At 61.3% G+C, this 26,241-nt stretch carries 24 protein-coding genes; 10 read left to right on the forward strand and 14 right to left on the reverse strand.

Going from position 1 to position 26,241, the window contains the following annotated elements:
- Positions 1 to 54 precede the first annotated feature (54 nt).
- From OIU37_RS21025 to oiaX, 12 genes are all read right to left on the reverse strand, one after another.
- Positions 55 to 1,308, reverse strand: a complete 1,254-nt coding sequence (locus OIU37_RS21025) for an ABC transporter substrate-binding protein (RefSeq protein ID WP_264258590.1) — start codon at positions 1,306 to 1,308, stop codon at positions 55 to 57.
- A 71-nt stretch (positions 1,309 to 1,379) separates the two neighbouring features.
- On the reverse strand, positions 1,380 to 2,024 hold the full coding sequence (gene dhaL / locus OIU37_RS21030) for a dihydroxyacetone kinase subunit DhaL (RefSeq protein ID WP_182207953.1): 645 nt from the start codon (positions 2,022 to 2,024) through the stop codon (positions 1,380 to 1,382).
- A gap of 3 nt (positions 2,025 to 2,027) precedes the next feature.
- Entirely contained in the window at positions 2,028 to 3,032 is a 1,005-nt protein-coding gene (locus OIU37_RS21035) for a dihydroxyacetone kinase subunit DhaK (RefSeq protein WP_180695788.1), read from the reverse strand.
- A gap of 56 nt (positions 3,033 to 3,088) precedes the next feature.
- Positions 3,089 to 4,972 carry a hypothetical protein gene (locus tag OIU37_RS21040; protein ID WP_264258591.1) on the reverse strand — a complete coding sequence of 628 codons (1,884 nt, stop codon included), beginning with the start codon at positions 4,970 to 4,972 and terminating at the stop codon, positions 3,089 to 3,091.
- Positions 4,969 to 6,003 (reverse strand): Gfo/Idh/MocA family protein, encoded by a 1,035-nt coding sequence (locus OIU37_RS21045; RefSeq protein WP_264258592.1) that lies wholly within the window; start codon positions 6,001 to 6,003, stop codon positions 4,969 to 4,971. Before OIU37_RS21045 ends, OIU37_RS21040 begins: the two co-directional genes overlap by 4 nt.
- A gap of 1 nt (position 6,004) precedes the next feature.
- A complete protein-coding gene (locus OIU37_RS21050; protein ID WP_171603337.1) occupies positions 6,005 to 7,069 on the reverse strand; it encodes an ABC transporter permease in 1,065 nt (354 codons plus the stop codon).
- Positions 7,066 to 8,616 carry a sugar ABC transporter ATP-binding protein gene (locus tag OIU37_RS21055; RefSeq protein ID WP_171603338.1) on the reverse strand — a complete coding sequence of 517 codons (1,551 nt, stop codon included), beginning with the start codon at positions 8,614 to 8,616 and terminating at the stop codon, positions 7,066 to 7,068. The genes OIU37_RS21050 and OIU37_RS21055 overlap by 4 nt, the downstream gene beginning before the upstream one ends.
- Positions 8,613 to 9,257: a DUF2291 family protein gene (locus OIU37_RS21060; RefSeq protein ID WP_171603339.1), complete on the reverse strand. Its 645-nt coding sequence runs from the start codon at positions 9,255 to 9,257 to the stop codon at positions 8,613 to 8,615. The genes OIU37_RS21055 and OIU37_RS21060 overlap by 4 nt, the downstream gene beginning before the upstream one ends.
- Before the next feature lie 73 nt (positions 9,258 to 9,330).
- Entirely contained in the window at positions 9,331 to 10,272 is a 942-nt protein-coding gene (locus tag OIU37_RS21065; protein WP_003550404.1) for a D-ribose ABC transporter substrate-binding protein, read from the reverse strand.
- A 75-nt stretch (positions 10,273 to 10,347) separates the two neighbouring features.
- Complete coding sequence (locus OIU37_RS21070; protein ID WP_171603340.1) at positions 10,348 to 11,175, reverse strand: phosphogluconate dehydrogenase C-terminal domain-containing protein; 828 nt, start codon at positions 11,173 to 11,175, stop codon at positions 10,348 to 10,350.
- A gap of 121 nt (positions 11,176 to 11,296) precedes the next feature.
- Positions 11,297 to 12,634, reverse strand: coding sequence for a four-carbon acid sugar kinase family protein (locus OIU37_RS21075; RefSeq protein WP_182208181.1), 1,338 nt, complete (start codon positions 12,632 to 12,634; stop codon positions 11,297 to 11,299).
- A 5-nt stretch (positions 12,635 to 12,639) separates the two neighbouring features.
- Positions 12,640 to 13,896: a 3-oxo-isoapionate-4-phosphate decarboxylase OiaX gene (gene oiaX, locus OIU37_RS21080; protein WP_264258593.1), complete on the reverse strand. Its 1,257-nt coding sequence runs from the start codon at positions 13,894 to 13,896 to the stop codon at positions 12,640 to 12,642.
- A gap of 177 nt (positions 13,897 to 14,073) precedes the next feature.
- Between oiaX and OIU37_RS21085 the strand changes: the two genes are divergently transcribed.
- The 7 genes from OIU37_RS21085 to OIU37_RS21115 all read left to right on the forward strand — a co-directional run bounded on the left by OIU37_RS21085 (position 14,074) and on the right by OIU37_RS21115 (position 20,538).
- A complete protein-coding gene (locus OIU37_RS21085) occupies positions 14,074 to 14,778 on the forward strand; it encodes a transcriptional regulator NanR (RefSeq protein WP_171603898.1) in 705 nt (234 codons plus the stop codon).
- A 179-nt stretch (positions 14,779 to 14,957) separates the two neighbouring features.
- Positions 14,958 to 15,278 carry a hypothetical protein gene (locus tag OIU37_RS21090; protein WP_171603342.1) on the forward strand — a complete coding sequence of 107 codons (321 nt, stop codon included), beginning with the start codon at positions 14,958 to 14,960 and terminating at the stop codon, positions 15,276 to 15,278.
- A 187-nt stretch (positions 15,279 to 15,465) separates the two neighbouring features.
- Positions 15,466 to 16,224: a FadR/GntR family transcriptional regulator gene (locus OIU37_RS21095; RefSeq protein ID WP_171603343.1), complete on the forward strand. Its 759-nt coding sequence runs from the start codon at positions 15,466 to 15,468 to the stop codon at positions 16,222 to 16,224.
- 23 nt (positions 16,225 to 16,247) lie between these two features.
- A complete protein-coding gene (locus tag OIU37_RS21100) occupies positions 16,248 to 17,222 on the forward strand; it encodes a sialic acid TRAP transporter substrate-binding protein SiaP (RefSeq protein ID WP_264258594.1) in 975 nt (324 codons plus the stop codon).
- A gap of 287 nt (positions 17,223 to 17,509) precedes the next feature.
- Positions 17,510 to 18,082 (forward strand): TRAP transporter small permease, encoded by a 573-nt coding sequence (locus OIU37_RS21105; RefSeq protein WP_171603345.1) that lies wholly within the window; start codon positions 17,510 to 17,512, stop codon positions 18,080 to 18,082.
- A 4-nt stretch (positions 18,083 to 18,086) separates the two neighbouring features.
- Entirely contained in the window at positions 18,087 to 19,493 is a 1,407-nt protein-coding gene (locus OIU37_RS21110; protein ID WP_264258595.1) for a TRAP transporter large permease, read from the forward strand.
- Between the two features lie 10 nt (positions 19,494 to 19,503).
- Positions 19,504 to 20,538, forward strand: a complete 1,035-nt coding sequence (locus OIU37_RS21115; protein WP_171603346.1) for an L-idonate 5-dehydrogenase — start codon at positions 19,504 to 19,506, stop codon at positions 20,536 to 20,538.
- Positions 20,539 to 20,622: 84 nt separating this feature from the next.
- On the opposite strand, the gene OIU37_RS21120 is transcribed toward OIU37_RS21115, so the two are convergent.
- Positions 20,623 to 21,087 carry an Lrp/AsnC family transcriptional regulator gene (locus OIU37_RS21120; RefSeq protein ID WP_020047400.1) on the reverse strand — a complete coding sequence of 155 codons (465 nt, stop codon included), beginning with the start codon at positions 21,085 to 21,087 and terminating at the stop codon, positions 20,623 to 20,625.
- Between the two features lie 127 nt (positions 21,088 to 21,214).
- Between OIU37_RS21120 and alr the strand changes: the two genes are divergently transcribed.
- The 3 genes from alr (at position 21,215) to OIU37_RS21135 (ending at position 24,758) form a co-directional block, all read left to right on the forward strand.
- Positions 21,215 to 22,348, forward strand: a complete 1,134-nt coding sequence (gene alr / locus OIU37_RS21125; protein WP_171603347.1) for an alanine racemase — start codon at positions 21,215 to 21,217, stop codon at positions 22,346 to 22,348.
- 29 nt (positions 22,349 to 22,377) lie between these two features.
- Positions 22,378 to 23,646 (forward strand): D-amino acid dehydrogenase, encoded by a 1,269-nt coding sequence (locus tag OIU37_RS21130; RefSeq protein WP_264258596.1) that lies wholly within the window; start codon positions 22,378 to 22,380, stop codon positions 23,644 to 23,646.
- A gap of 89 nt (positions 23,647 to 23,735) precedes the next feature.
- On the forward strand, positions 23,736 to 24,758 hold the full coding sequence (locus OIU37_RS21135; RefSeq protein WP_171603899.1) for an AraC family transcriptional regulator: 1,023 nt from the start codon (positions 23,736 to 23,738) through the stop codon (positions 24,756 to 24,758).
- 84 nt (positions 24,759 to 24,842) lie between these two features.
- Here OIU37_RS21135 and OIU37_RS21140 read toward each other — a convergent pair whose 3' ends face one another.
- Positions 24,843 to 26,177: an aspartate aminotransferase family protein gene (locus OIU37_RS21140; protein ID WP_264258597.1), complete on the reverse strand. Its 1,335-nt coding sequence runs from the start codon at positions 26,175 to 26,177 to the stop codon at positions 24,843 to 24,845.
- Positions 26,178 to 26,241: the final 64 nt, after the last annotated feature.

Here is a 26,241-nt window from a genome sequence, read left to right on the forward strand (position 1 = left end):
AGAATGTGCCGGTCGATCGACAGCTGGGTCGATCGACTGGCACCTCGGGAGGAATCAGGTTCTGCTTGCGATAAAGCTCTGCAGCTGCTTGGCCGCATCGGCCGGCTCGGTGTTGCCGGAAGCAACATCGTTGATGACCCGGAAATACTCCGTCGTGACGTCGAGCGGGAAAGCCTGATCGCCGTTCATGTACACTTTGCCGTATTTCTGGAAGATCCCCAGCCATTCCGCCTCGAGCGGCTTCTGGTTGGCATATTGTACGTTCTTGTTGACGGAGGTCGAACTCAACTGGCCGAGCAGATCCTGCTGGACCTTCGTCGAGAGGAAGTAGTCGAGGAACTTCGCCGCTACGTCAGGGCTCTTGCTCTTGGTGCTGATGTAATTGTACTCGGCGAAACCGTAGAGACGGTCGGTGTTGGTCGGGAAGGGGAAAATGCCGTAGTCGTCGAGATTGGCGCCGGAGCCGTTAAGCTGGCTGACCAGCCAGTCGCCTTCGAGCATCATCGCCGCGCGGCCTGCGGTGAAGAGGCTGTAGGACTGTTTGTTGTCGATGCCCATGAATGGCTGCAGCGTATAGTCCTTCGTCCACTTGGCAAACTCCGCGAAGGATTCCGTCGCGCAGGGTTCCTTGGTCCAGTCCAACGTCATCGCCTTCAGCGCATCGTGCTTTTCAGCACCGCACTTCGTTTCAAGGATGACGTCCATGAGGCGCATGACGTGCCAGTTGACCGTGCCGCCGAAGGTGAAGGCAGGGATGCCTGCAGCCTTCAGCTTCTCGGCCGCGGCAAGGAATTCGTCGTAGGTTTTCGGCTCTTCCTTGATGCCGGCCTGTTCGAAAAGCTTCTTGTTGTAATAGACGGCCTCACCCTTGAAGGTGAATGGGACGCCGTGCTTGCCGCCGGGGTAGAGGTCGGCAAAAGCCGCTGCCGAGGGCAACAATTCGTCGCTCCACTTATACTCGGCATAGTATTTGTCGAGGGGCAGGGACAGACCGGCCTTCACATATTCGCCACCGAGGCCGAGGCCGGCCCAGCTGAAATAAATGTCAGGCCCCTTGTCGGAGCCGGCAGCGACGCGCAATGCGGTCTTGTGCTCGTCGACGGCGCGCTGGACGATCTCGACATGCGTTCCCGGGTTTGCGGCTTCAAAATCTGTCGCCACCTTCTTCAGAGCTGTATTGGCAGCATTGTTGTCGAAGTTGAGGGTCCAGAGCGTGATGTCTTCAGCAAGAACCGGCGTGGCCGATAGTGACGCCACGGCAATCGCAACGATGCTCGCAGTTTTCAATTTCGCAGAAAGGGTCAGCATTACCGTCCTCCTCTTGTAAAGCCGGGCCCCTTGTTGCAGATAGTCATTGACATGTCAACTGGTATGATGAGCTAACCATCGTGATGTTGGGCAAATTTGGCCATCGCGGCGATGATGATGAGGGCCGAGGCGGCGCCGGGATCGATGTGCCCGATCACACGGTCCCCCAATCGCGAAGCCCGTCCCTTGGCTGCCATCATGCTGCTGGTCGCTTCGCAGCCTGCGCGCGCTGCCCGCTCGGCCGCCTCGAAGCATTGGGGGAGGGGCTTTCCCGACTGCCAGGCATCGAGTGCCGCGTCAGCCGCCGGCTTCCAGGCGTCAACCATCGTCTTTTCACCGGGTTCGGCCTTTCCGCGTTCCTGGATTCCCTGCGCCATTGCCGCAAAGACGCGCAGGAAATCATCATCGCTTAATACTTGCTTGTCCTTGGCGGCCGCTCCGGCGCGCATGAAGGCCGTGGCATATAACGGGCCCGACGAAGCACCGACCGCATTCAGGAAAGCCTTTGCCGCGACGTTGAATGCGGCTGTCGGGGCGATCTCGGCGTCAAGCTCGCCGACCGCTTTCGCAGCCGCCTGGCAGCCCGCATCCATGGCAAGGCCGTGATCCCCATCGCCAATGGCACCGTCCAGTTCGCAAAGTTGATCTCGTGCGGCCGCGATATCCTCGGCAATTGCGGCAACCAAGCGCTGCAGATCTTCGGTCGTAAACGTCATTGATCACCTCGCAAACATCGCGCAATCACAGGGGTGGTCGATCAATCGCTGAAGCTCGTCGTCAAGATGCATGACCGTGATCGACGCGCCGGCCATTTCGAGCGACGTGCAGTAGTTTCCGACGAGCGACGTATGGAGGATGAGCCCGGCATCGTCGAGCCGGGACTTCACGCGCCGCATCATGATGTAGAGTTCCATCATCGGGGTCGAACCCAGCGAATTGACGAGTACCGCGACACGATCGCCCCGGTCTGCTTTCATCTCCCGAAGAATGCTGTCCATGAGTTCGTCGGTCACCGCGTCGGCCGGCTTCAGCGGCTCGCGCGCCACGCCAGGCTCCCCATGGATGCCCATTCCGATCTCCATCTCGCCTTGGCCGATCAGGAAGTTTGGCCGGAGGGTCTGGGGCAGCGAACAGGGCGAGAGCGCCACACCCATCGTGTAGGTTCGCGCATTGGCATGGCGGGCCGCGCGCTCGACATCGTCAAACGAATAGAGAAGATCGCAGGCCGCGCCGGCGGCCTTGAAGATGAAGACGTTGCCCGCCACGCCCCGTCGCTTGTCCCGCTGATCGGCAGGGGCGGACGCCACATCATCCGTGGTCAGCACGGTGCGCACCTCGATCTCATCGAGCGCCAGCATCTCGGCAGCCATGTCGAAGTTCATCACGTCGCCGGCATAGTTGCCATACATGAACAGGACACCGACGCCACCGTCGACCGCCATGGCGCAGGCGATAATCGGATCGGGCGGCGGCGAGGCGAAGACATTGCCGATCGCGGCCGCATCCGCCAGGCCCTTGCCGACAAACCCCAGAAACGTCGGCTCGTGCCCGGATCCACCGCCGATGACCAGCCCGACCTTGCCCCTGCGTGGCCCGTCTCTGGCAATGATCGCGCGGGGCATGTCCTCTACCGCATAGAGATGGCGCGGATGCGCCGCCAGGATCCCTTGCAGCATCTCATCGACGGCATCTGCGCCGGAATTGATAAGCTTCTTCGTCTTCACGTCGATCCTCCCGAGAGCGAGTTCCGATCTCATAGATGCAGCTGCACTGCTGGAGGTCAATCCGCCAGCGCGTGGTGCTCCAGCGGCAGGACGGCGACGGCCAATGGGGCAAGCAGCAGATTCCCGCTTGAGTCCTTCCCGGTCGGCCCGCATGCGCCGCAATCGACCTTTCGTTCTTCGCTCGTCAGATTGACGACGTAAAGCCTGGCGCCTGTAGTATCCCTTGCAACGAAAGACAGGACCTCGGAGGGCGAGGAGGAGACGCATTCCCGCCAGGTTGCACCAGCCAGTTGACACAGAGTCCGCACCGTATCGAACAGCGGACGACGCCCGCCTTGTTCGGTCGGTTCCCCCGGACCGGCGATCAGGCCGAACGGACCTGATAAGGCTGATAGCGTCAGGCATTCCAGACCGGCATCCAGCACTCGTATCGCGTAGCCAAGCGCGAAGGCCTCCGCGAAACGTCCATTGTGACGTGGGTCGCGATTGGCCATGGGGATGCGTGCGCCCACCGGATTGTCCATCGTGCGGCTACCATAGGGATTCTGTCGCATCGGGATCGTCGATGGGCCGATCCGGTAGGGCTTGTCGCCATATATCGCACGCACCGACCGCGTGATGAAGGGCAGTGCTTCCAATGTCTGCATGACGCTAAGATCGTCGGCGGCGTGCACGATCGGGTTGGTGCAGTGGCTGACGAAGTCGAGTTGTCCGTCTGGGACACGCTTCCGGTTGAGTTCGGTGAAGTAGCTCAGCATGCCGCCGCCGATGCGAATGCCGGGAAAGGCGGCGCGGGCAGCTGTATAGACCTCATCCAAGGGCGGGCAATCCGGCCATGTGCTGCCGGGCGGCGTCGATTGCCGGTCGACGGATGGCGAGATCATGATCGCATCCGGCCTGAATTCCGCCAGTTGCATCTGGCGGGCGATCTCGGCCGCCTCGCTAGACGGTGACGATTGGCAGGGAAGGGCGATCTCCAGCGTCGAGCGGCCGCGATGGACTGTTGCGATCGCAGCAAACCGCCTGAGCGCGTCGACGCCGTGCCCGGCACTGGGGTCGAAGTGGAAAAGGAGTTCCTGGGGAGCGATCTCCGACAGAACGGACTTTGCCGACAGCGTCGCATCGGCCTCCTCGGGTGTAACGATCACGCCGATATCAGGCATGGTGCCGGTTCGCGCCCCGAGTTCAAGTTTTATGGCGCCGCCTGACGCCGCAGCTGGAGGATGCCGTGTGGCGTCGCGTGCATCTTTGATGATCAGCGACGTCCTTTGCCCAACGGGCTGATTGGCGGCAATCTGGTAGGGCCAGGGAAGGGCGAGCGGTCTGACATAGGTCTTGTAGGATGCGTCCGACCAGTTCCTCTGATCTTCCATTTCAAAAGTGTCGCCCTCCATCCGGCATTCCGCCTGAACATCAGGCATGACCGCGTGGGTGATGGCGCGCATGTCCTTGAACGGCTGCCAAGGCTCGATGACATCGGGAAACCGAGTTGCCATTATCCGGCCGTCGACATGCTCGACCGTTGCCGGCGAGCCCGCCACGCCGACGATCGGATGCAGGATGCAAAAGCCGCAGCGATTGGTCTCGAAGCCGGTCTCTGTGTTGGCTTCGGCCTCGAAGTCGAGCCGGTCCGCATTTCCGGTGATGCGAACATCGATGATGAGTTTGGTATCATCCGGTCCCTCGCAGCAGGCGCGATAGGCGACCGCGAAACGATCGTCACTCTGCTCGATCCGGAGATTGACAATTTCGGGGCTGTAGGTGCCCCAGTCCCGGTCGCGAACGAGGTATGAAATCGCTCGCAGCACTTCGGTGCCATCGTAGCGGATGGTGCGGAGGTTGCCATTGGTGAGATCGGCTTCCAGTTTTCCGGCTCTCAGGCGAACCGGCGGCGTTTCGACGAGGCGAGTGCCGTAGAGCTGGAACGCATCGACCGTCATCGCAGCATCGCTCCGACGTCGATCGTCTGTCCCCTGGCCGCGCTGTCATAAGCGGCCTCGACGAGCGCGAAAGTTTTCAGATTGTCGGCCCCTGATGTCGAGTGTTCGGCGCCGCGCTCCAACTGATCAACCCAATGCTGCTGGATCGCGTAGACGCTCTCCTGGATGTTGTGCCAGGGCCGCGAGGCCCATGACAACAGCTTCGGCGATACGTCAGTGGTGGTGGTGCCCTTGGCGTTGGTGATTTCCAGGCCGTAACCCTGGGTCAGGCGGATCGTGCCTTCCGAACCGTCGAGCTCGATCAAGGTCTCGGGGAATGGCTCCCTGGAAAGCCTGGTGGCGTAGCTGACGTCGACGACCGATGTGGCGCCGTTTTCGTGATCGAGCAGAATGGTCGCGACATCCTCACCCTTGATGGCTGGATTGACCCGCTTGGTGCGGGCCGTGAGCGAGCGAACGTCGCCAAGGATATAGCGGGCGATGTCGAGCGTATGGATGCCGAGGTCTTCGATGATGAACCGCTCCCCTTCGGCGAGATAGGGCTGGCCGGAAAAGACGTCGTAGGCCGAACGGAAGGAGAAGCGCCCCCAGAAGGGCGTGCCGATCGCATCCGCGTCCAGCGCCTTGCGGACCGCCTGGATGGGCGTCTGCCAGCGAAAATTCTCGTGCACCATCAGCGGTATGCTGGCATTGCGACACGCCTCGACCATGGCCTTCGCGTCGGACAAGGTCTTGGCGAACGGCTTCTGGCAGATGGCCGGCACCTTGTTCGCAGCCGCCAATTCGACGAGAAAGCGGTGGCTTTGGACCGTCGTGGCAATGTCGACGAAATCAAAACCGCCATCGGCGAACAATGCCTCGGCATCGCCATAGCGACGATCGATGCCGAATTGGTCGCCGACGATCTTCAGCCGCTCCGGGTCGCGGTCGCAGATCGCCACGATGCCGGCACCTCGAACGTCGTTCCAGGCATGCATCTGGTTGATCGCAAAGAAACCGCAACCGATCAAAGCCCCTTTCAATTCCGTCATCTTAACCTGCCTTTGCCATCTGCATGAGGGTAACGCGCTGCTGCAGGCGGCGCTGCGCCTGGTCGACGACGACGGCGATGATGATGACGAGGCCCTTGATGACCATCTGCCAGAAGGAGGAGACGCCCATCATCACCAATCCGTCGGAGAGAATGCCGATGACGAAGGCGCCGATGATCGTGCCGCCGATCGTGCCGCGGCCGCCCGACATCGAGGTGCCGCCGAGCACGGCTGCCGCAATCGCATTGAGTTCGAAGCTTTCGCCGGTCGCCGGATGGGCCGCCATCAGTTCCGAGGAGATGACGACGCCGACGATGGCCGCGCACAGTCCGGAAAACATGTAGACGAAGATCTTCACGACATCGACCCGGATGCCGGACATGCGCGCGGCCCGCTCATTGCCGCCGACGGCGAAGATGTGACGGCCGATCGGCGTCGAACGCGCGACATAGGCGGCTAGCAGGGCAAGCACGATCAGAATCCAGATCGATACCGGCAGACCGAAAATGCGTCCCGCGCCGAAGAAATCGAATCCGGTCGTCGCATATTCAGGCCGGCCGACAAGGTTCGGAAAGGTCTGGCCGTCCGACGACAGCAAAGCGAGACCGCGGGCGATATAGAGTGTGCCGAGTGTGGCGATGAACGGCGCAACGTTGAGCTTGGTGATCAGCAGGCCGTTGATCAGCCCGATGAGCAGGCCGATCGACAAGGTGATCAGCACGATCTCGAAGAGGTTGAAAAAGATGGTGTAGCCGATCGGCAATTCGATGCCGTAAAGGATCAGACCGCCGGCGACCATGCCGCAAAGCCCGACGATCGATCCGACCGAGAGATCGATGCCGCCGGTGATGATGACGAAGGTCATGCCCATCGCCAGGAAGGCGTTCAGCGCCACGTGCTTCGACATCAGGATCATGTTCGCCGTCGAGGTGAAGTTCGGGGCGAAGATCGCGAAGAAGATGATGACGGCAAATAACGCGATGAACGTCCTGAGCTTCATCAGCGTCAGAAGCGCCGAGCCGTTGCCGCCCTTCGGCGCAAGAGTGGTGGAGGTAGCCGTCATCATGACGCGAGTTTCCCTTGATGTCCGTGTCCCTTGGCCGAAGCCGCGATAATGGCTTCTTCCGTGGCCTCGTTGCGGTCGAAGACGGCGACCAGCTGGCCGTTGCTCAAGACCGCGATGCGATCGGAAAGCGCCATGACCTCCTCGAGGTCGGAAGTCGAAAACAGAATGGCGAGCCCGTTTGCCGCCAGCCGCCGCATGGTGCGGAAGACATCGGCCTTGGCGCCGACATCGATGCCGCGGCTCGGCTCGTCCATCAAAAGCACTTTCGGATTGGTCATCAACGCCTTACCGATGACGACCTTTTGCTGATTGCCGCCGGACATCGAGGTCACCTCGAAATCCGGGTTCGGCGCCTTGATCGACAGATCGCGGATTGCATCGCGAATGGCATTCTTTTCCGCACCTCTGTCGATATGGAAGAGCCGGGTGAAGCGGCCAAGGCTCGCCAGTGTCAGGTTGGAGGCAATCGAGAGCACCTGGACCAGACCTTCCCGCTGCCGGTCTTCCGGAATGAGCGCAAGGCCGCGGCGGATACGCCGGGTGGTGTCGCGGGCACGAACCTGCTTGCCGTCGATGAAGATCTTGCCGGTCGAGTGTGTGTGACGGCCGATCACGCATTCGAAGAATTCGCTGCGCCCGGCACCCATCAGGCCGTAGATGCCGAGGATTTCGCCCGCCTTGACCGACAGCGAGACATTGTTGACCGAAAGGCCGCCTGTCGGCCGCGGCAGGCTGATATTTTCGGCGCGAAAGACCTCGGCTCCGATGGCGTGGTCCACGGATTTTGCAAAATCCTTGGCATCCGAGCCGATCATCGAGCGCACGATCCAGCGCGTGTCGATGTCGCGGACCATCGCTTCACCGGTGACCTGGCCGTCACGCAGCACCGTGATGTAATCGCCGATCCGCATCAGCTCTTCGAGCCGGTGCGAGATATAGACGATCGCCACACCCTGGGCCTTAAGCTCCGCGATCACCTTGAACAGGATCTCGACTTCGGCCGCCGAAAGCGCCGACGTCGGCTCGTCCATGATCAGGATCCGGGCATCCAGCGACATCGCCTTGGCGATCTCGACGAGCTGCTGCTGGCCGATCGGCAAATCCTCGACCATCGTATCGGCCTCGATCCCGGCATCCAGACGCTTCAGAAACGCATTGGCCTTTTGCACCTGTGCCTTGTGATCGATGCCGAGGATGCCGCGGGTGATTTCACGCCTGGCGAAGATATTCTCGGCGACCGACATGTTGGCAAAGAGATTGAGTTCCTGGAAGATCATGCCGATGCCGTGCGCTTGCGCGTCCGCCGGGCTGTCGAAGGAGACAGGCTTGCCATCCAGAATGATGCGGCCGAGCGTCGGACGCTCGACACCGGCGATGATCTTCATCAGCGTCGACTTGCCTGCACCGTTTTCGCCGACAAGGACGTTCACTGCGCCGCGGCGCAGTTCGAGATTGGCGCGCTTGACGGCGACGATGCCCGAATAGACCTTCGACACGTCGTCGAGGCGCAGGATGATGTCGTCCTTTTGTGCCCCTCCTGTGGTCATGGGCCGACCTTCAGTTCCGAAGGCGTGATGAACGGCAGCTCGCCGCTCTTCGGCAGCGGAAAGGCGCCGATCGCGGTCACCGTCTTGCCGGCGAGGCCTTCACGCGGGATGGCGGAGAGAAAGGTGGTATTGGCCTTCTCGTTGAAGGCTTTGCCGAACTGCGCCCACTCGATCTGGTTCTTGAATTCGTTGAAATTGACGAACTCCAGCGTGTCGCGCAGCGCCGTGCCGCGCAGCGCCGGCCCGATCTGCACCTTCGCATCGGCCTTGCCGTCGCCATCTGCGTCGACATCGAGCGTTGCCGCGCGAGAGGCCGTATCGGCCGCAACAATCTTGCCGGTGATCTTCACCGCATAGGTCCATGGCGAGCTGCTCTGCTTGCGGGGATTGCCGTATTTCTCGCCTGCGGCGTCGGGGCTGGAGGCGGCCAATTGTATGACGTCCTTGAGATCGCCGGCGCGCTTCTCGAAATAGGGCACTGCCTCAGACTGCCAGATCGCCTCGACCTTTGCATTCGGGTCGAAGGCGGTCTTGGCCGCTGCCGCCGCCTTTTCCTCTGCCGTCGGCGTCTTGATGATCTTGCAGCCGGGCAAGGCGGCCGCCACGACGGCAGCGATGAGAGCGCCCTTCATTCTCAACATGCTTTAAACCTCGACGTCTTGCGAAATGCATTGCGGAGGGCGCAGCGCTGCGCCCTCCGCAATTCGCGGCTGATCAGTTCGTCAGGGCGAAGGTTTCGAGCTTGCCGGCATTGTCGGCATTGATGAGAACGCAATCCATCAACTGCTTCTCTTCCTTTGGCGTCGTCTTGTTCTTGATGTAGGCGTCTGCCTGTTCCACTGCCAACTGAGCCTGCGCATAGGCGGGCTGCAGGACCGTCGCCTTGATGCCGCCCGACTTGATGGAGTCGCGCACGTCGTTGGAGCCATCGAAGCCGACGACGATCACGTCCTTGCGGCCGGCCGCCTGCAGCGCTGCGATGGCGCCCATGGCCATGGTGTCATTGCCTGAAATGACGCCCTTGATGTCGGGATTTGCCTGGAGGATGGTTTCCATCTTCGAATAGGCTTCCGTCTGGCTCCAATTGGCCGACTGCTTGGCAACGGACTTCAGATCCGGATAGTCGTCGATGACGTCATGATAGCCTTGCGAGCGGATGCCGGCATTGGTGTCGGACTCCTTGCCCACCAGTTCGACGTAATTGCCCTTCTCGCCCATCAGCTTGACGAATTCCTGCGCCCCGAGCTGGGCGCCCTGATAGTTGTTCGAGACGATCTGGGCGACGGCAACGCCCGTCGCGTTGATTTCGCGGTCGATCAGGAAGGAGGGGATGCCTGCATCCTTCGCCTTTTTGACGGCCGCGACGGAGGCGTCGGCTCCGGCATTGTCGAGGATGATCGCCTTGGCGCCGCGCCCGATCGCCGTGTCGATCATTTCGGACTGCTTGTTGGCGTCGTCGTCATGCGTCATGAGCAGCGTCTCGTAGCCGAGTTCCTTCGCCTTGGCTTCGGCGCCGACGGCTTCGGCCTTGAAGAAGGGATTGTCATGCGCCGGCGTGATGATGGCGATGAGATCGGCCGAAAAGGCCGGAAGAGCCGTTCCGAGCGCCAATGCGCCGGCAAAAGCTGCAAGTGTCAGTCTGCGCGTCAGTTTCATTTTTTCCTCCCTGTTGTGAATGAAGCCCCTTCTCCCCGGGGCGGTTGAGGGGAGGGTTTGCCTCCCCAAGCCGGTTCAGGTGATGCGCCGGATGCTTTCGGCGATCTCCTGCGGTTCGAATACCTTTTTCCAGTCGTCGCGCATCAGCGCCGGGATGCCGAACTCGATCGCCTTGTTGCAGGCATCCGAGAACACGCCGTCGACTTCCTTGAAGATGACCGCGCCGAGCACGTTCATATGGCCGAGCAGGAAATCGCGGGCGGCCTGTTCCGGCACGCCGCGTGCCACGCATTCGTCCATGGCCTGTCGCATGACGACGAGCAGCGATGCGCAGACGGTTTCCGACAAGCCCGGTTCGAGCATGGCAAGCTGGTCGACCGTGACCCGGTGCGAGCGCATGACCGGGGCCCAGATCAGCTTGGCGATTTCCTCGCCGAGCGCGTAGGCGCTTTCGGGGCCTTGCATCAGTGCCGAGACGATATGCTGCTTGGCGAAGAGGCCGCCGAAGTGGTCCTTTTTCGCCTGCATGTCCGTCTCGTCATTGAAAATCGGCGGATGGCAGGGATGGGTGACGAAGTAGGTAAGATCATCACGCTTCGGCAGGTGGCCGGCAAAAGGAGCCGCAGCGTCCAGCGCGATCACCATGGTACCCGATGCGAGCTTGTCGACGATGCCTGCCGCGACCTTGCCGATCGCCGTGTCCGGCACGGCAAGGATCACCACCTCGGCGCCGTCGAGCCCGATATCGACGGGCACGCAATCGACACCGAGGTCATTTTTCAAACGCGCCTTGCCTGCGTCGCTCACCTCGATATGGCGGACGTCGAAACGCGAGCCTTTGAGATTTTTGGCAAGCCGGTATCCCATTTTCCCGCCTGCGCCGAAGAGGGCAATCTTAGTCATGTTTCCTCACCTTTTCCGTTTCTGGATAGGATCATATACTGGTATAATGAGTCAATCACCATATCACTTAATTCGTATGATCCGCACGTTTTTCTCCGCCAAGCCGGATCGGGGGAAACCATCAGCGTTTCCTCCCATCGCGGATCTGCGTGAAATAACCGTCGGTGCCGACCTGGCCGCCTTTGAGGGCGATCTGCAGGCCGTTGGTCGGCTGATAGTCGCCATGCGCGAGGCAAAGCGGAGAACCCGGCGTCTGGGGCAGCGGCAGAAGCGTCGTCAGCGCGTCGATCTTCAACTGCCTGAGGGCATGACTTGACGTGTCGCCGCCGGCGACGACCGCACGCGAAAGCCCTTCGTTCTCGATCAGGCGGCGCAAGATCGTGCCGAGCGCTCTCCCGAGCCGGTGACGAGCGCCTGGAAGCTTGTCGATGTCGGCGCCGCGGTCGGCGGACGGGCCAAGCGCGGTGTAGAGGATGACGCTCTTGCCTTGCTTGAGCTTCTCGGTTCCCGCCTCTACCGCAGCATCCACCGCGCCTTCGCCGTGCTCCGAAACCAGTGCCAGCGGATCGAGCGCGATGCTTTCGAAGCCGTTCTCGACGGCCGTCCGGATCTGGCGCTCGGTCGTCGGCGATACGCTGCCCGACACGACGGCGAGGCGATCGACCGGACCGATATCGGGAAACTCGGCGCCGCTCGCGCCGATGAAGCCGCTCCGTCGCCATGCGCTGAGCAGGGCATATTCGACCCCCGAGGAGCCGGCGACGAAGCTTCCCGAGCGGCCGGTGACACGAAGCAACTGCCGACCGGCGGCCTCCTGCGTCGCTTCGGAATCGACATCGATGAGCAGAATCCCTTCTGAAGCCGACGCCAGTTCGTCGACACGCGCATCTGCGTCCGTCGCGGTGATGGCGATAAGATCGGCGACCAGGACGGGAAGGCGGGTCTGTTTCGACAGGTGAACCGCAAGGTCCGCCTCATCCATCGGGGTCACCGGATGGCGGCTCATGACGGGATGGCGGTCGATACGAAAGATCCGGCCCTGGTAAGCGGCAAAGAGATTGCCGAATGCCGTGTAGCGCCTTAGTTGCGGCGCGCCGACGATGACGGGCGCCACGGATTGCCCGAAGACCGATCGGCCGATTTCGATAGCTTTGCCGATATTGCCGATTTCGGGGCTGGAATCGAAGGTCGAGCAGACTTTGTAGTGGCAGATGTCAGCGCCCAGCGAATTCAGCCACTCGAAAGCGCGCGCAAGGTGCTCTTGCATCCATGCGGGGGGCTCGCTGCGGCTTGTCCCGGCAATGCCGATCGCGCGGCAATCCCGAAAGCGCGCAAGCAGTTCCGGCGTGGGAATGTCGAGGAAGAGCACGGTCGACACGCCGTTCGAGGCGAGCGCCTCCATGACATCGGTGGAGCCGGTGAAGTCGTCCCCGTAATAGCTGACGAGAGGTCCATCCATGGTGGTCACGCGCCCTTGCCGCCGCTAAATTTTGCTATCGACGCTGCAAGCTCCGGATGATCTTTCGCATAAGTCTCCAACGCGATGTCCGCGACCGCGGCCTGCCAGGCCTGCTGCACGGCCCGAACCCCGGCCGCCGGGCCGCCGGGATGGCTGACGATACCTCCGCCGCAGAGATAGAGAAGATCGATGGTGCGGCCGGTCCGCTGATAGGTCTCCGGCGCCTGTCCTCCCCACTGGCCCGAACCGGCAACCGGAAGCGGGCAATCGGAGGCATTAAATAACGGCGTGCTGACGGCCTTGAAGGACGAGACGAAGCTGTCGTCCGGCTCCCAATACTTGACCCTGATGCCGTTGATCTGAAACTGGTCGACCCCGAGCAACCGCCAGAACTGCTGATAGACCTTGAAATCCATGCCGGCGCCCGGATCGCGCGTCAGCACGTCCCAACCGTTTCGATGCGCATGCAGCACCAGATCGGAGCGCTTGCGCAGAAAGCTCATGCCGCCGAAGCCGATCGAGTTGATGTTGACGACGGCGCAGTTGCCGCCGGCCTTGGCGACGATGTCGTGGTTGCGCATCATCTCGTCGGGGTCGGCATGCGAGATGCCAAAGGCATACATGACCTTCTTGCCGGTCTTCTGCTCGTGATCGAGAATGCATGGCATGATCGCCGCAACGCGGTCCTTGAGCGGCGAATAGGCCGGGCTCATCAGTTTTTCATCATCCTTGATGAAGTCGACGCCGGATGAGATCAGCTCGCCGACCAGTTCCGCCGTCTCGTGTGGTCTGAGGCCAAGCGCCGGCTTGACGATCGTTCCGATGATGGGGCGATCTTCGACGCCGGTGAGGCGGCGGCTCCCAGGGATGCCGAACTGCGGTCCGGGATGCGCGCTTTTGAAGGCGTCAGGCAGCGTCATGTCGACGATGCGGATGCCGGTCATGCCCTTGATGGAGTAGACGCCGCCGATCGCAATGGTCATCAATGCCGAAAGGTCTGTCCCGATCGCGTCCAGCGGAAAGGCGATGTCGATATCGGCGCGATGAAGCAGCGTGCCGGGGGCGACCTCGGGCCAAGTCGGATGACTGGCGCCTTCGAGCGGACGGATCGCCAGCACGCGGGCGGCGACACGCGATTTCAGCTCTTCGGTCTCGCCGGGGACGGGAACGAAGGTTCCGGTCGACTGGTCGCTCGCGATCTTTTCCGCCATCGCCTCGACGCTGCCGGGCGTTTCGATACGGTAGGTCAGGGTAATCATCATGAAACTGACGGTTGCTCCTCTCGCCACGCAGATTACCATGGCGTCAACTTGTGATCTGGTATAATGAGTATTCCAACTTATGAAAAGTAGAATCTTCGGATCCGCAAATTTTCGCCGACAGCTTTGTTCTCGACACGGAAACTGTTAGGAGAAAACATTTTGAGCCAGCGAGATGTGATGACCCAGCCCCTCGAACAAATCGTCCGCCGAAAACTCTCTGACGAAGTGTTTGATCGACTTGAGCGAATGATCACCTCGGGCGAGCTTCAGCCCGGCGACGAAATGCCATCCGAGCGCGTGCTGATGGAACGCTTCGGCGTCGGCCGGCCGGCAATCAGGGAGGCCATGCAGTCCCTTGCCAATAAAGGTCTTGTCAGCATTTCGCACGGTGAGCGGGCGAAGGTCCTCAGGCTGACGGCAAAGTCGATATTCCGCCAGGTTGATCTCACCGCCAAGATCATGCTGTCGCAATCAGCGGACTCGCTGGAGCATCTCAAGAGCGCCCGCATCTTCTTCGAGCGGGGCATGGCACGCGAGGCCGCGCAGCGGGCCTCGGTAAATGATATCGCCGACCTCAGGAATATCATCGAACGCCAGCGAATGTCGCTTGGGCGGGCCGAAGAGTTCATCGACGCGGACATGGAGTTTCACACCCGCATCGCGCAGATATCGGGCAATCCGATCTACGTCGCCGTCAGCGAAGCAATGCTTGCCTGGTTGAAGGAATATCATACCGAGATGCTGATCTGGACCGGCAAGGAAAAATTCACGCTCGCCGAACACGACGAAATCGTCGACCGCCTTGAAGCAAACGACGTGGATGGCTCGGAAACGGCGCTCCTCAAGCATCTCGAGCGGTCGCGAGCGCTTTACGCGAAGTAATCTTCACGAACTCGGTCGCCGCTGGCCATCGCTCACTTCCTGACTCTGCCTCACCTTTGATCCTTGGGCGCGCCCGGGGCTCCAGAGCATATGGGATGTTCGTAGGCAGAAACTGCGGAACAATGACGTGCCGGCGAGGTTCTGCCTGATCACCCAAAGATCCCAAGGAGGACACCAGGATGCGTATGAAACTCGTAGCAGCTTCGCTTTTCGCTGTTGGCATGGCCACGTCAGCTTTCGCCCAGTCCAATCCGGCACCAGCCGGCGCCACGATCGATAAAAACCAGGCCGATCAGGGCGGCGGTGCAAGCGGCGATATGAAGGCCAAAAAGCCGATGGCGACCGATACCACCACGACCGGCTCTACGACCACCGGCACAATGAAAACCGACAAGCCCAAATGCCCCAATCCGGTCAACAACTCCGACAATCTTCAGACGCAGGGCGGCACGAGCAATGCCACGCCGATGGATGAGGCCTGCGCGGCCCATAACAACTAGTCGGCCACCGTCGCAAAGAACCCCGCCTCGGCGGGGTTTTTGCGTGCTCGGCTCGGTCTATGTTACTCTCCTTTCAAGTTTATGCGGCGGATTGACGCACAACCCAAGGGGTGATACCTGTATGTTAATTGGTCAGGCCAGTTGACCAGTCTGCGCGCTTGAGGAGAAGCTCGCCGGGGAGGCCATGATGTTTTCGCCTGTTGAATCACGCCGTCTTTACCGGCAGGTCGCGGATCAGATTCGCTTGATGATCGCCAGCGGCGAGCTTGCCGTCGGCCAGCGGCTGCCGGCCGAGCGCGATCTGGCGGAGCAACTGTCGGTGTCACGCCCGACCGTCCGCGAGGCGCTGATCGTTCTGGAGGTCGAAGGCCTCGTCAACATCCGCATGGGATCCGGCATCTATGTGGTGCGCCGGCATGCCGCGACTGCCGCCGGGGCCGAGCGAGAGCCGGTGGAGGGGCCGTTCGAGCTGCTGCAGGCGCGTGCCATTATCGAATGCGCCATCGCCGAAGAGGCTGCCGGTCGCGCCAAACCGGACGATGTCGCTCTGCTCGATGAGGCTCTGACGCGCATGAGTGGCGTGGTCAACGATGCAATCGCGGTGCTCGATGCCGATCGCGCCTTCCACACCGGCATTGCCGCCATCGTCGGGAATGCGACATTGATCCGCGTGACGGGCGAGATGTTCGACATGCGCATGACCCCTTATTTCGCAAGGCTCGCCAGCCACTTCGAGGGGCCGACGACATGGCGTAGCGCCCTGGACGAACATCGCGCCATTCGCGACGCGATCGCCGCCGGCGATGCCGCCGGCGCCAAGGCTGCCATGCGCGCCCATCTCACAATGTCGCAGAAGAGATTTTCCGAGAGCTTCGGGGAGGAGTTTTCGGGGGAAGAGGAGCGCGGACGCAACAGGCGGCCGTCGAAAGCAACTGCCAAGACTTAACCCAAGCTCGGGAGGAGAGAGCAATGAAAAGCAGACTGGCAACGATACTTTGCACTGCAGCCGTCATCATGGCGAGCAGCGCGATCGCGCAGGCCCAGACAGTGCTGAAATGGGCGCATGTCTATGAAACGTCCGAGCCCTTCCACACGGATTCCGTCTGGGCCGCGGAAGAGATCAACAAACGCACCGACGGGCGCTACAAGATCGAGGTCTATCCGGCGTCGCAGCTCGGCAAGGAAGCCGACATCAACCAGGGCCTCAAGCTCGGGACGGTCGACATCATCATCTCGGGATCGAGCTTTGCGGCGCGCGACTACAAGCCGATCGGCGTGACCTACTTTCCCTATATCTTCCGCGGTCCCGATCACCTGATCGCCTATACCAAGAGCGATGTCTTCAAGCGCCTTGCCAAAGGCTATGAAGACAAGACCGGCAACCACATCACCGCCGTCAGCTATTACGGCACGCGCCATACGACATCAAACAAGCCGATCGCCAAATGCGCCGATATGCAGGGCCTGAAGATCCGCGTGCCCGACGTTCCCGCCTATCTCGCCATGCCGCGCGCCTGCGGCGCCAACACGACGCCGATCGCCTTTGCAGAAGTCTATCTCGCCTTGCAGAACGGCACGGTCGAGGCGCAGGAAAACCCGCTGACGACAATCGAGGCGAAGAAGTTCTACGAAGTCCAGAAGAACATCATCCTCACCGGCCACATCGTCGATCACCTCAACACCGTGGTCTCGAAGACGCGGTGGGCGAGCCTTTCCGACGAGGACAAGAAAATCTTCGGCGAGGTCATGCAGGAGGCCGCCGAGCGCACGAGCAAGACGATCGCCGGCAAGGAAAACGGTCTTATTGCGACCTTCAAGGAAAAGGGCCTGAACGTCGCCGAGGTCGACAAGGCCGATTTCGAAAAGACCGTGATGGAAAAGGTCAAGTTCGAGGATTTCGGCTACGAGAAGGCCGATTGGGAAGCAATCCGCGCGATACAATAAAGCCCGCAAGCCACCCGTTCGTCATGCCCCTCACCCTAACCTCTCCCCGTTTAGACGGGGAGAGGGGACGTGCCAATGCAGCGTCGAGGGTTGAAGAAGCCGCTGCGGCATGTCCCTTCGCCCCGTTTGCGGGGGTCCGAAGGACGGGTCGAGACACGTGGCTCGCCCCAGGCAAGGGTGGCGGCAGCCGGATGAGGGGCAGGCGCCGCCGAGCGCAAGACGATGTCGACACGAAGGGCACGCCCCCCACGCCGCGCCCTTCTTCCTCAACTGAAACAGGGCCGATCATGTCGCAAGAAATTCACACGCCAATCACCGCCGAGGAAATCGGTCACGAGTTCGAAGGGCACGCGCCGACGGCAAACGTCTCGGACTATGCCATCGAAGACTGGATCACGCTGATCGTCTTCTGGCTGATGGCGGGTTGCGTCTTCCTGCAGTTCTTCACGCGCTATGTGCTGAACGACAGCTACGCATGGACCGAGGAGATTGCGATCAACTGCCTGATCGGGGTCGTCTTTCTGGGTTCCGTCATGTGCGTGCGCACCTCGCGGCATATCCAGGTCGATGTGTTCTATCACTATATGCCTGCAGGCCTGGCGCGCGTGCTCGCCACCTTCGTCGATATCGTCCGCATCGGCTTCTTCGCCTATGGCTGCCACCTGATGTGGCGCTATGTCGACATCGTGGCGGATGAGCAGATGGTCACCATCGACCTGCCGCGCAACATCGTCTTCTACGCCGTTCTCATCGCTTTCGTGCTGATGCTGATCCGCGCGGTCATCGTCTTCATCACCAACATGCGCCGCGGCTACTCCGTTCTGGAGCGCCCCGAAGAATTCCAGACCGTCGAGGGTTGATCCGATGCTGCTGCTTCTTGGTTCGTTTCTGGTGCTGATGCTGATCGGGGTGCCCGTCGCCATCTCGATGGCTGTCGCATCCGTGCTTTACATCGTCCTTTACGGCGTCGCCCCCGACATCATCGTCGCCCAGCGCATGATCGCCGGCGTCGAAAGCTTCCCGCTGCTCGCCGTGCCGTTCTTTATCCTCGCGGGCAACCTGATGAACTCAGCTGGTGTCACCGGCCGCATCTATTCCTTTGCCGTCGCTCTCGTCGGCTGGATGAAGGGCGGTCTTGCGCAGGTCAATATCATCGGTTCGGTGATCTTCTCCGGAATGTCGGGCACTGCGCTCGCCGATGCAGCGGGTATTGGCACGATCGAGATCAAGGCAATGAAGGATCACGGCTATCCGGTCGAGGCCGCGGTCGGAGTGACGGCAGCGTCTGCCACGCTCGGCCCGATCTTCCCGCCATCGCTGCCTTTCGTGATCTACGGCATGATGGCGAACGTCTCGATCGGCGCTCTTTTCATGGCAGGCATCCTGCCAGGCATTGTGATGACGCTGCTGATGATGATCACTGTCGCCGCCTTCGCCTATAAGAAGCGCTGGGGCTCGGACGCACCGTTCGATGTCAGGCAGTTGCTGTCGGCCGGGATGGAAATCGTCGTCGTCCTGGCGGTGCCGCTGGCCATCTATCTGATGATGCGTGCCGGGGTATCGATGAATGCCGCAGCCGGCATCGCCCTTGCCCTGCTTCTTGCCCTCGACTGGTGTTTCCGCTTCTCCGCCGTCATGGCGCTGATGACGCCAGTGATCCTGATCGGCGGCATGACGATGGGCTGGTTCACGCCGACGGAGGCTGCCGTCGCCGCCGTCCTCTGGTCTCTGTTCCTCGGCCTGGTGCGCTACCGCACGATGACGCCCTCGACGCTCGCCAAGGCAAGTTTCGATACGATCGAGACGACGGCATCGGTTCTCTTCATCGTCACCGCGGCATCGGTCTTTGCCTGGCTGTTGACGGTGAGCCAGGCGGCACAGCTGCTGTCCGATGCTATCCTGTCGATCACCGACAATAAATGGGTTTTCCTTATCCTGGTGAACCTCTTGATGCTCTTCGTCGGCTGCTTCCTGGATACGATCGCGGCCATTACCATCCTCGTGCCGATCCTTCTGCCGATAGTCCTGAAGTTCGGGATCGATCCGGTCCAGTTCGGTCTCATCATGACGCTGAACCTGATGATCGGCCTGTTGCACCCGCCGCTCGGCATGGTGCTTTTCGTGTTGTCGCGGGTCGCGAAACTCTCCGTCGAACGGACGACCATGGCGATCCTGCCCTGGCTGGTACCGCTCTTTCTGGCGCTGATCCTGATCACCTTCGTCCCGGCCATATCGCTCTGGCTGCCGCAGCAGCTTGGACTGTTGAGATAGGATGGACACGATGCGGACAAGTGTGGCACGGCTTTACCAAAAGGGCGATCTCAGGATCGAGACCGCTGCGGTTGCGGCCCCTGGTCCCGGCGAGGTGCTGCTCAAAATGGCGGCCGCAGGAATTTGCGGCTCCGACCTGCATTATTATCAGGATGGCGGCTTCGGCCCGGTCCGGGTTCGCGAGCCGATCATACCCGGCCACGAGGCCTCAGGGACCGTGAGCCAAGCGGGCGAGGGAGTCGACCTGAAGGCCGGGACGCTGGTGGCGGTCAATCCCAGCCAGCCCTGCGGGCATTGCGAATATTGTGAGAAAAACATGCCGATCCACTGCCTGGAAATGCGCTTCATGGGCAGTGCAATGCGCCTGCCGCATGAGCAGGGCATGTTCCGGGAATGGCTGGTGGTGCCGGCCAAGCAGTGCTTTGCGGTCGGAGTTGCGACACCTGCGGCGGAAGCCGCCTGCAGCGAGCCGCTCTCCGTCTGCCTGCACGCGGCATCGCGCGCGGGAGAGATCACAGGCAAACGCGTGCTGGTCACCGGAGCCGGCCCGATCGGCGCGCTGATGGTTGCCGTCGCCTCCTATCATGGCGCCGGCGAGATCGTGGTGACCGATCTTGCGGATGCGGCGCTGGATCGGGCCAAAGCGATGGGCGCCAGCCGCACGATCAATGTTTCCAAAAATGCCCAGGCGCTTGCGGAATTCGAGGCGGGAAAGGGTTATTTCGATCTCGTCTTCGAATGCTCGGCCGCCGCCCCGGCCATCCGCGGCGCGATTGCCGCCATCAGGCCGCGCGGAACGATCGTGCAGGTCGGCGTCACAGGAGACGTCCCGATCCCTCTCAACGCCATCGTCGGCAAGGAGCTTCAACTCCACGGAACCCAGCGTTTCCACGAGGAATTTGCGACCGCCGTCGATCTGATCTCCAGCCGCAAGATCGATGTCCGGCCGATTATCAGCCACAGCCTGCCGCTCGAACAAGCCGCCGCAGCTTTCATCCTCGCCGGCGACCGCTCGGCTGCCTGTAAGGTGCAACTGACTTTTTAGAGCGCGGCGCGGCTCCCGGTCCGTCGGCGGAGGGGAGGAATAGGGACTCTCATTGGCAGGCGATTAGGCTGCCTCGTAACGCGTTTAGCGCCTGCCTCGCGTGCGCGTCGCCAGAACATTGCGGATCGAGAAGCTGGAATGAATCCTGAGGACGCCGGGCAAGGTCGACAAGATCTCTTTATGGATTCGCTCGAACTCGCCGGCATTGGCAACCTCGACGCGCAACAGATAGTCCGAACCGCCGGTCATCAGAAAACATTCCCGGATCTCGGGATGCCGGCGAACCGCCGCTTCGAGGCGGTCGAGATAATCCTCCGTTTGTCGTTCCAGGGTGATGTTGATGATCACGGCAATCATCTCATCCGCATTTCCAGTGTCGACCAGCGCCGTATAACCGCGGATCACGCCTGATTTTTCCATGATTTTGATGCGCCTGAGACAGGCCGATGGAGAGAGACCGATCTCGGCGGCGAGCTTGGCATTGCTCATGCGGGCATCGAGGCGCAGCAGTCTCAGGATATTGCGATCGATCGCGTCGAGAGCGGGCATGAGAGATTATTCCAAATTTTCGTTGATTATGCGAATAATGGGCAAATTGTGCAATAATCGATTGCTGAATGATAGGCAATTTCGCTCGTTATTTCATACATTCCACGAGATCGAAAAAGGGGTGGACATGGATAGCGATATTTTGGTTTCCCGCACACGCACCGCCACGACCGCGCAGGGAGCCACGGGCTATCTGACGATCGATCTTGCCGCCCTCGGCCGCAACTATCGCAAGCTGCTATCGATGCTGGCGCCGGTCCGCGCGGGCGCCGTCGTCAAGGCCGATGCCTATGGTCTCGGCGCCGAGCGGGTGGCGAGAGCGCTTTACAGTGAAGGTTGCAGGCATTTCTTCGTCGCCCAATTTGTCGAGGCCGTGAGGCTCAGGCCGGCCCTTGCACAGGACGCTCAGATTTTGGTGCTGAACGGCTTGCAGCCCGGTAACGAAATTGCCTGCGCCGAGATGGGCATCGTCCCGGTTCTCAATTCACTGGCGCAGTGGCGGCAATGGTCGGCGGCCGCGCGCATTCTGAAGCGCTGCCTGCCCGCCGTCCTGCAGTTCGACACCGGCATGTCGCGGCTCGGCTTTCCCAGGGAAGAGCGAGCAGAGCTGGCGGCGGCTCTTCGCGATGGCACCAATGTCGAAATCCTGTTCATCATGAGCCATCTGGCGTCGGCCGATGACATGGACAGCGAGCAGAACGGCGAGCAGTTTGCCGAGATGTTTCGCATCGCCGACGAATTTCCGGGCTTCGACATATCCTTTGCCAATTCCGGCGGCGTTTTCCTGGGCGACGCCTATCACGGCGTGCTTGCCCGCCCCGGCATCGCGCTTTATGGCGGCGCTCCGAACGCCGGCGAGAAGAACCCGATGGAACCGGTCGTCAGCCTCGATGTCGCCATCGTGCAGACGCGCACCGTGCCGGCGGGGGCGAAGGTCGGCTATGGCGGCGCGCATGTGACGCAACGGGAAACGCGTCTCGCCACCATTGCCGCCGGCTATGCCGATGGCCTGCCCCGGTCGCTGGGCGACCGTGGCGCCGTCTATTTCAACGGCATCCGCCTGCCGATCGTCGGCCGCGTGTCGATGGACAGCGCGACCGTCGATATCACAGCACTGCCCGAAGGCGCGCTGACCTTCGGCAGTCTCGTCGAAGTGCTTGGCCGTCATCAGACGCTCGAGGACATCGCCCGTGACGCCGGCACCATTTCTTACGAAATCCTAACCGGCCTGGGCGATCGTTACGACAGGCAATATCGCTAAGAGCCGGCGGCTCCATCATTGGGAACATCATGAAGGTCATCGTTCTAGGAGCCGGCATCGTCGGCGTCACATCCGCTTATCACCTGGCCAAATCAGGCCATGAGGTCACGGTCGTCGACCGGCAGCCTGGTCCGGCGCTGGAGACGAGCTTTGCCAATGCCGGCGAAGTCTCCTTCGGCTATTGCTCGCCATGGGCAGCGCCCGGCATCCCCATGAAGGCCATGAAATGGCTGTTCATGAAACACGCGCCGCTGATCCTGCGCCCGAAACTCGACATGGCCATGCTTGCCTGGATGACCAGGATGCTGTCCAACTGTACCTCCGAGCGCTACGCGATCAACAAGAGCCGCATGCTGCGCCTTGCCGATTACAGCCGCATCGCGCTTGCCGAACTTCGCGCCGAGACCGGCATCGCCTATGATGAACGCATGCAGGGAACCCTGCAGCTGTTCCGCACTGAGCAGCAGCTCGAGGCTTCGGCAAAGGATGTCAAGGCGCTGGCTGCCGACGGCATTCCCTATGAGCTGCTGGACCGGGACGGCTGTATCCGCTTCGAACCGGCGCTGAAGCATGTGCGCGACAAGATTGTCGGCGGCCTGCTGACGCCGAAGGACGAGACCGGTGACTGCTTCAAGTTCACCAATGCTCTGGCTGCCAAAGCCGAGGCGCTCGGCGTCCGCTTCGCTTACGGGACGACGATCAGGGCGCTGGATGTCGAGGCCGGCCGGGTGCGCGGGATCATCACCGAACGCGATCCCGATCGCGATCGTGAGCGGATGAGTGCCGAGGCGGTGGTGGTCGCGCTTGGCAGCTATTCGCCGCTGCTGCTGAAGCCACTCGGCATCCGGCTGCCGGTCTATCCCGTCAAGGGCTATTCGCTCACTATCCCGATCACCGATGCGTCACGGGCACCGGAATCGACCGTCATGGACGAAACCTACAAGATCGCCATCACCCGGCTCGGCGACCGCATCCGCGTCGGCGGCATGGCCGAAATATCGGGCTATACCAACGATCTCGGCCTGGCCCGTCGCAGCACGCTGGAACATTCGGTCACCGATCTCTTCCCCGGCGGCGATATTTCCAAGGCCTCCTTCTGGTCCGGCCTGCGCCCGATGACGCCCGATGGCACGCCGGTCATCGGCCCGACAAAGATCGCCGGCCTCTTTCTCAATACCGGCCACGGCACGCTCGGCTGGACGATGAGCACAGGTTCGGCCCGGCTCATCGGCGATCTCGTCGGCGGCCGCCAGCCGGAAATCGACGTGACGGATCTCGCCATCAGCCGCTACGGCTGAATCTGTCCTGGGGGCAACACAAATAGGAGGGATGAACATGATTGCGCAAATCCATTATCACTTGTGTACATCGTCTTTCGAGGTCACGAATGTCCGTTAATTCTCATATACATAACGATGGCAGCCTCGCCCAACAGCTGGCGGTGCAGAGCATGTTGTTTCGGGAAACGGCGCACAGCGGAACGGACCCGGATGAACTCTCGGAAATATTGTCGACACCAACCTCCCCGATCAAGGTTGCGGCCGAAGGCAATATGCCGATTGCATACCACTGCAATTTCGTCTCCGTGGGAGAAGAGGTAACGGTTGCCGATTGTACCTACGAAGGCACAATCCTGATCAGGCGGGAGGCGCCCAGCGATAGGATGATCGTTTTTCTTCCGATGGCAGGGAACGCATCCTTCGAAGGCATGCGGGAGCAAATCTATTCCGTTCCCGCGCGTGGCACGATCCTTGAGGCAGGTCGTGCCGCGGGTGCTCGCCTGTTTGGCCCCCGCCGTCATTTTGGCCTCTTCGTCGATCAGGCGAAGATCATCAGCCACCTGACGCATATGTTCGAGAGAACGATCAGCGGCGACGTCGATTTTCATCCTCACATCGATCTGACGACCGGTCCTGGGCTTGTACTCCAGCAACTTGTCTCGAGCCTCCATCGCGGCCTGAGCGGCAACGGACCGCTGCAACGGTCGCCGCTGGCCGCCGGCTCGCTCTGCGACGCGGCGATCTATCTGCTTCTGGAGACCTGCCCCAATCGTTATTCGAACGAGCTAGCCCTCCCTGCTCCGGCGCCGGCCCCACGCCATGTGAAATGGGCCATCGACTTCATGCAGGAACACATCGCCGAGCCGATTTCGCTCAACGATATCGCGATGGCAGCCAAGGTAAGCGTTCGGACTTTGCAACAGGGCTTCCGGCAGTTCAGGGATACGACCCCGATGGCCTACCTGCATGAACTTCGGATGGCCGCCGCCCATCGCGATTTGCTCGAATCCGACGCGAAGCAGGGCATCGCCGACGTGGCGCTGAGATGGGGCTTTACGCATCTGGGGCGATTTGCAGCCGAATACAGGAAGCGCTTCGGCGAGCTGCCGTCACAGACCTTGAAGCGCTGAGCTTTATCTCGGTGTGCCGGATGGTTCCGTCGACGATGGACCGGACGTCCGATCGCCGACGGGAGCGGCACGCGGGATGCAGAATTATGCCGCGCGCTTCAGCGCATCCCCGAGTGTCGAGACGATCGTGTCGATCTGGCTTTTCTCGATGATGAGCGGCGGCGAGAGGGCGATGATGTCGCCGGTTACGCGGATCAGCAGACCCTTGTTGAAGCAGTCGACGAAGACGTCGTAAGCGCGGGTTCCCGGCGCTGCGGCTCTCGGCACCAGCTCCACCGCGCCGACCAGGCCGAGATTGCGGATGTCCACCACGTTGGGCGAGCCTCGCAGCGAATGGAGAGCCTCCTGCCAGTATTCGGCGAGCACGGATGCGCGGGTCAGCAGGCCTTCCTCCTCGTAGATCTCGAGCGTCGCGAGCCCGGCCGCGCAGGCGACCGGATGGCCTGAATAGGTATAGCCATGAAAGAGTTCGATCGCATTTTCCGGTCCGACCATCAGTCCGTCATAGATCTTGCGGCTGGCAAAGACCGCGCCCATGGGAATGGCGCCGTTGGTGAGGCCCTTCGCCGTGGTGACCAGGTCAGGCACGAGGCCGAAATAATCGACCGCAAAAGGCGTGCCGAGGCGACCGAAGCCGGTAATCACCTCGTCGAAGATCAGCAGGATACCATGCTTGTCGGCTATCGCGCGTAGCGTCTCCAGATAACCTTTCGCAGGCAGGACAACGCCCGCCGATCCCGACATCGGCTCCACGATGACGGCTGCGATGGTTTCGGCGCCGTGCAACTGCACCAGGCGCTCGAGGTCCTCAGCCAGTTCGATGCCGTGCGCGGGAAGCCCCTTCGAAAACGCATTGCGCTCGACGTCGAGCGTGTGGCGCATATGGTCGGCCGGTATTTGCGGGAAGACCCGGCGATTGTTGACAAGGCCGCCGACGGAAATGCCGCCGAAACCGACGCCATGATAGCCCTTCTCGCGTCCGATGATCCGCGTGCGGGTGCCCTGGCCGATGGCGCGCTGATAGGCGATGGCGATCTTCAGCGCCGTATCGACCGATTCCGAACCGGAGCCGGTAAAAAACACCCTGTCGAGCTTGGCTTCCGGGCCGCCCGGCGCGTTCGCGGCTAATTTCGCGGCGAAGTCGAAGGCGATCGGATGCCCCATCTGAAAGGTCGGCGCATAGTCCAACGTTGCAAGCTGTCGCTCGACGGCCTGGGCAATCTTCTTGCGGCCGTGGCCGGCGTTGCAGCACCATAGCCCGGCCGTGCCGTCAAGCACCTGATGTCCATCGATGTCGGTGTAGTACATGCCCTCTGCGGCTGCCAGAAGGCGCGGCGTGGCCTTGAATTGCCGGTTCGCGGTGAACGGCATCCAGAAATTTTCGAGTACGGGCGCGTTCGTCTTGTTGAGCTGGTCCATCCTGGCCTCCTTTGGGGATGGCGCCGAGAATGGCAATTTCTTACTTTCAAACAAGTCCTTTTCT

Source organism: Rhizobium sp. BT-226, from assembly GCF_025847085.2.
Classification (GTDB): Bacteria; Pseudomonadota; Alphaproteobacteria; order Rhizobiales; family Rhizobiaceae; genus Rhizobium; species Rhizobium sophorae.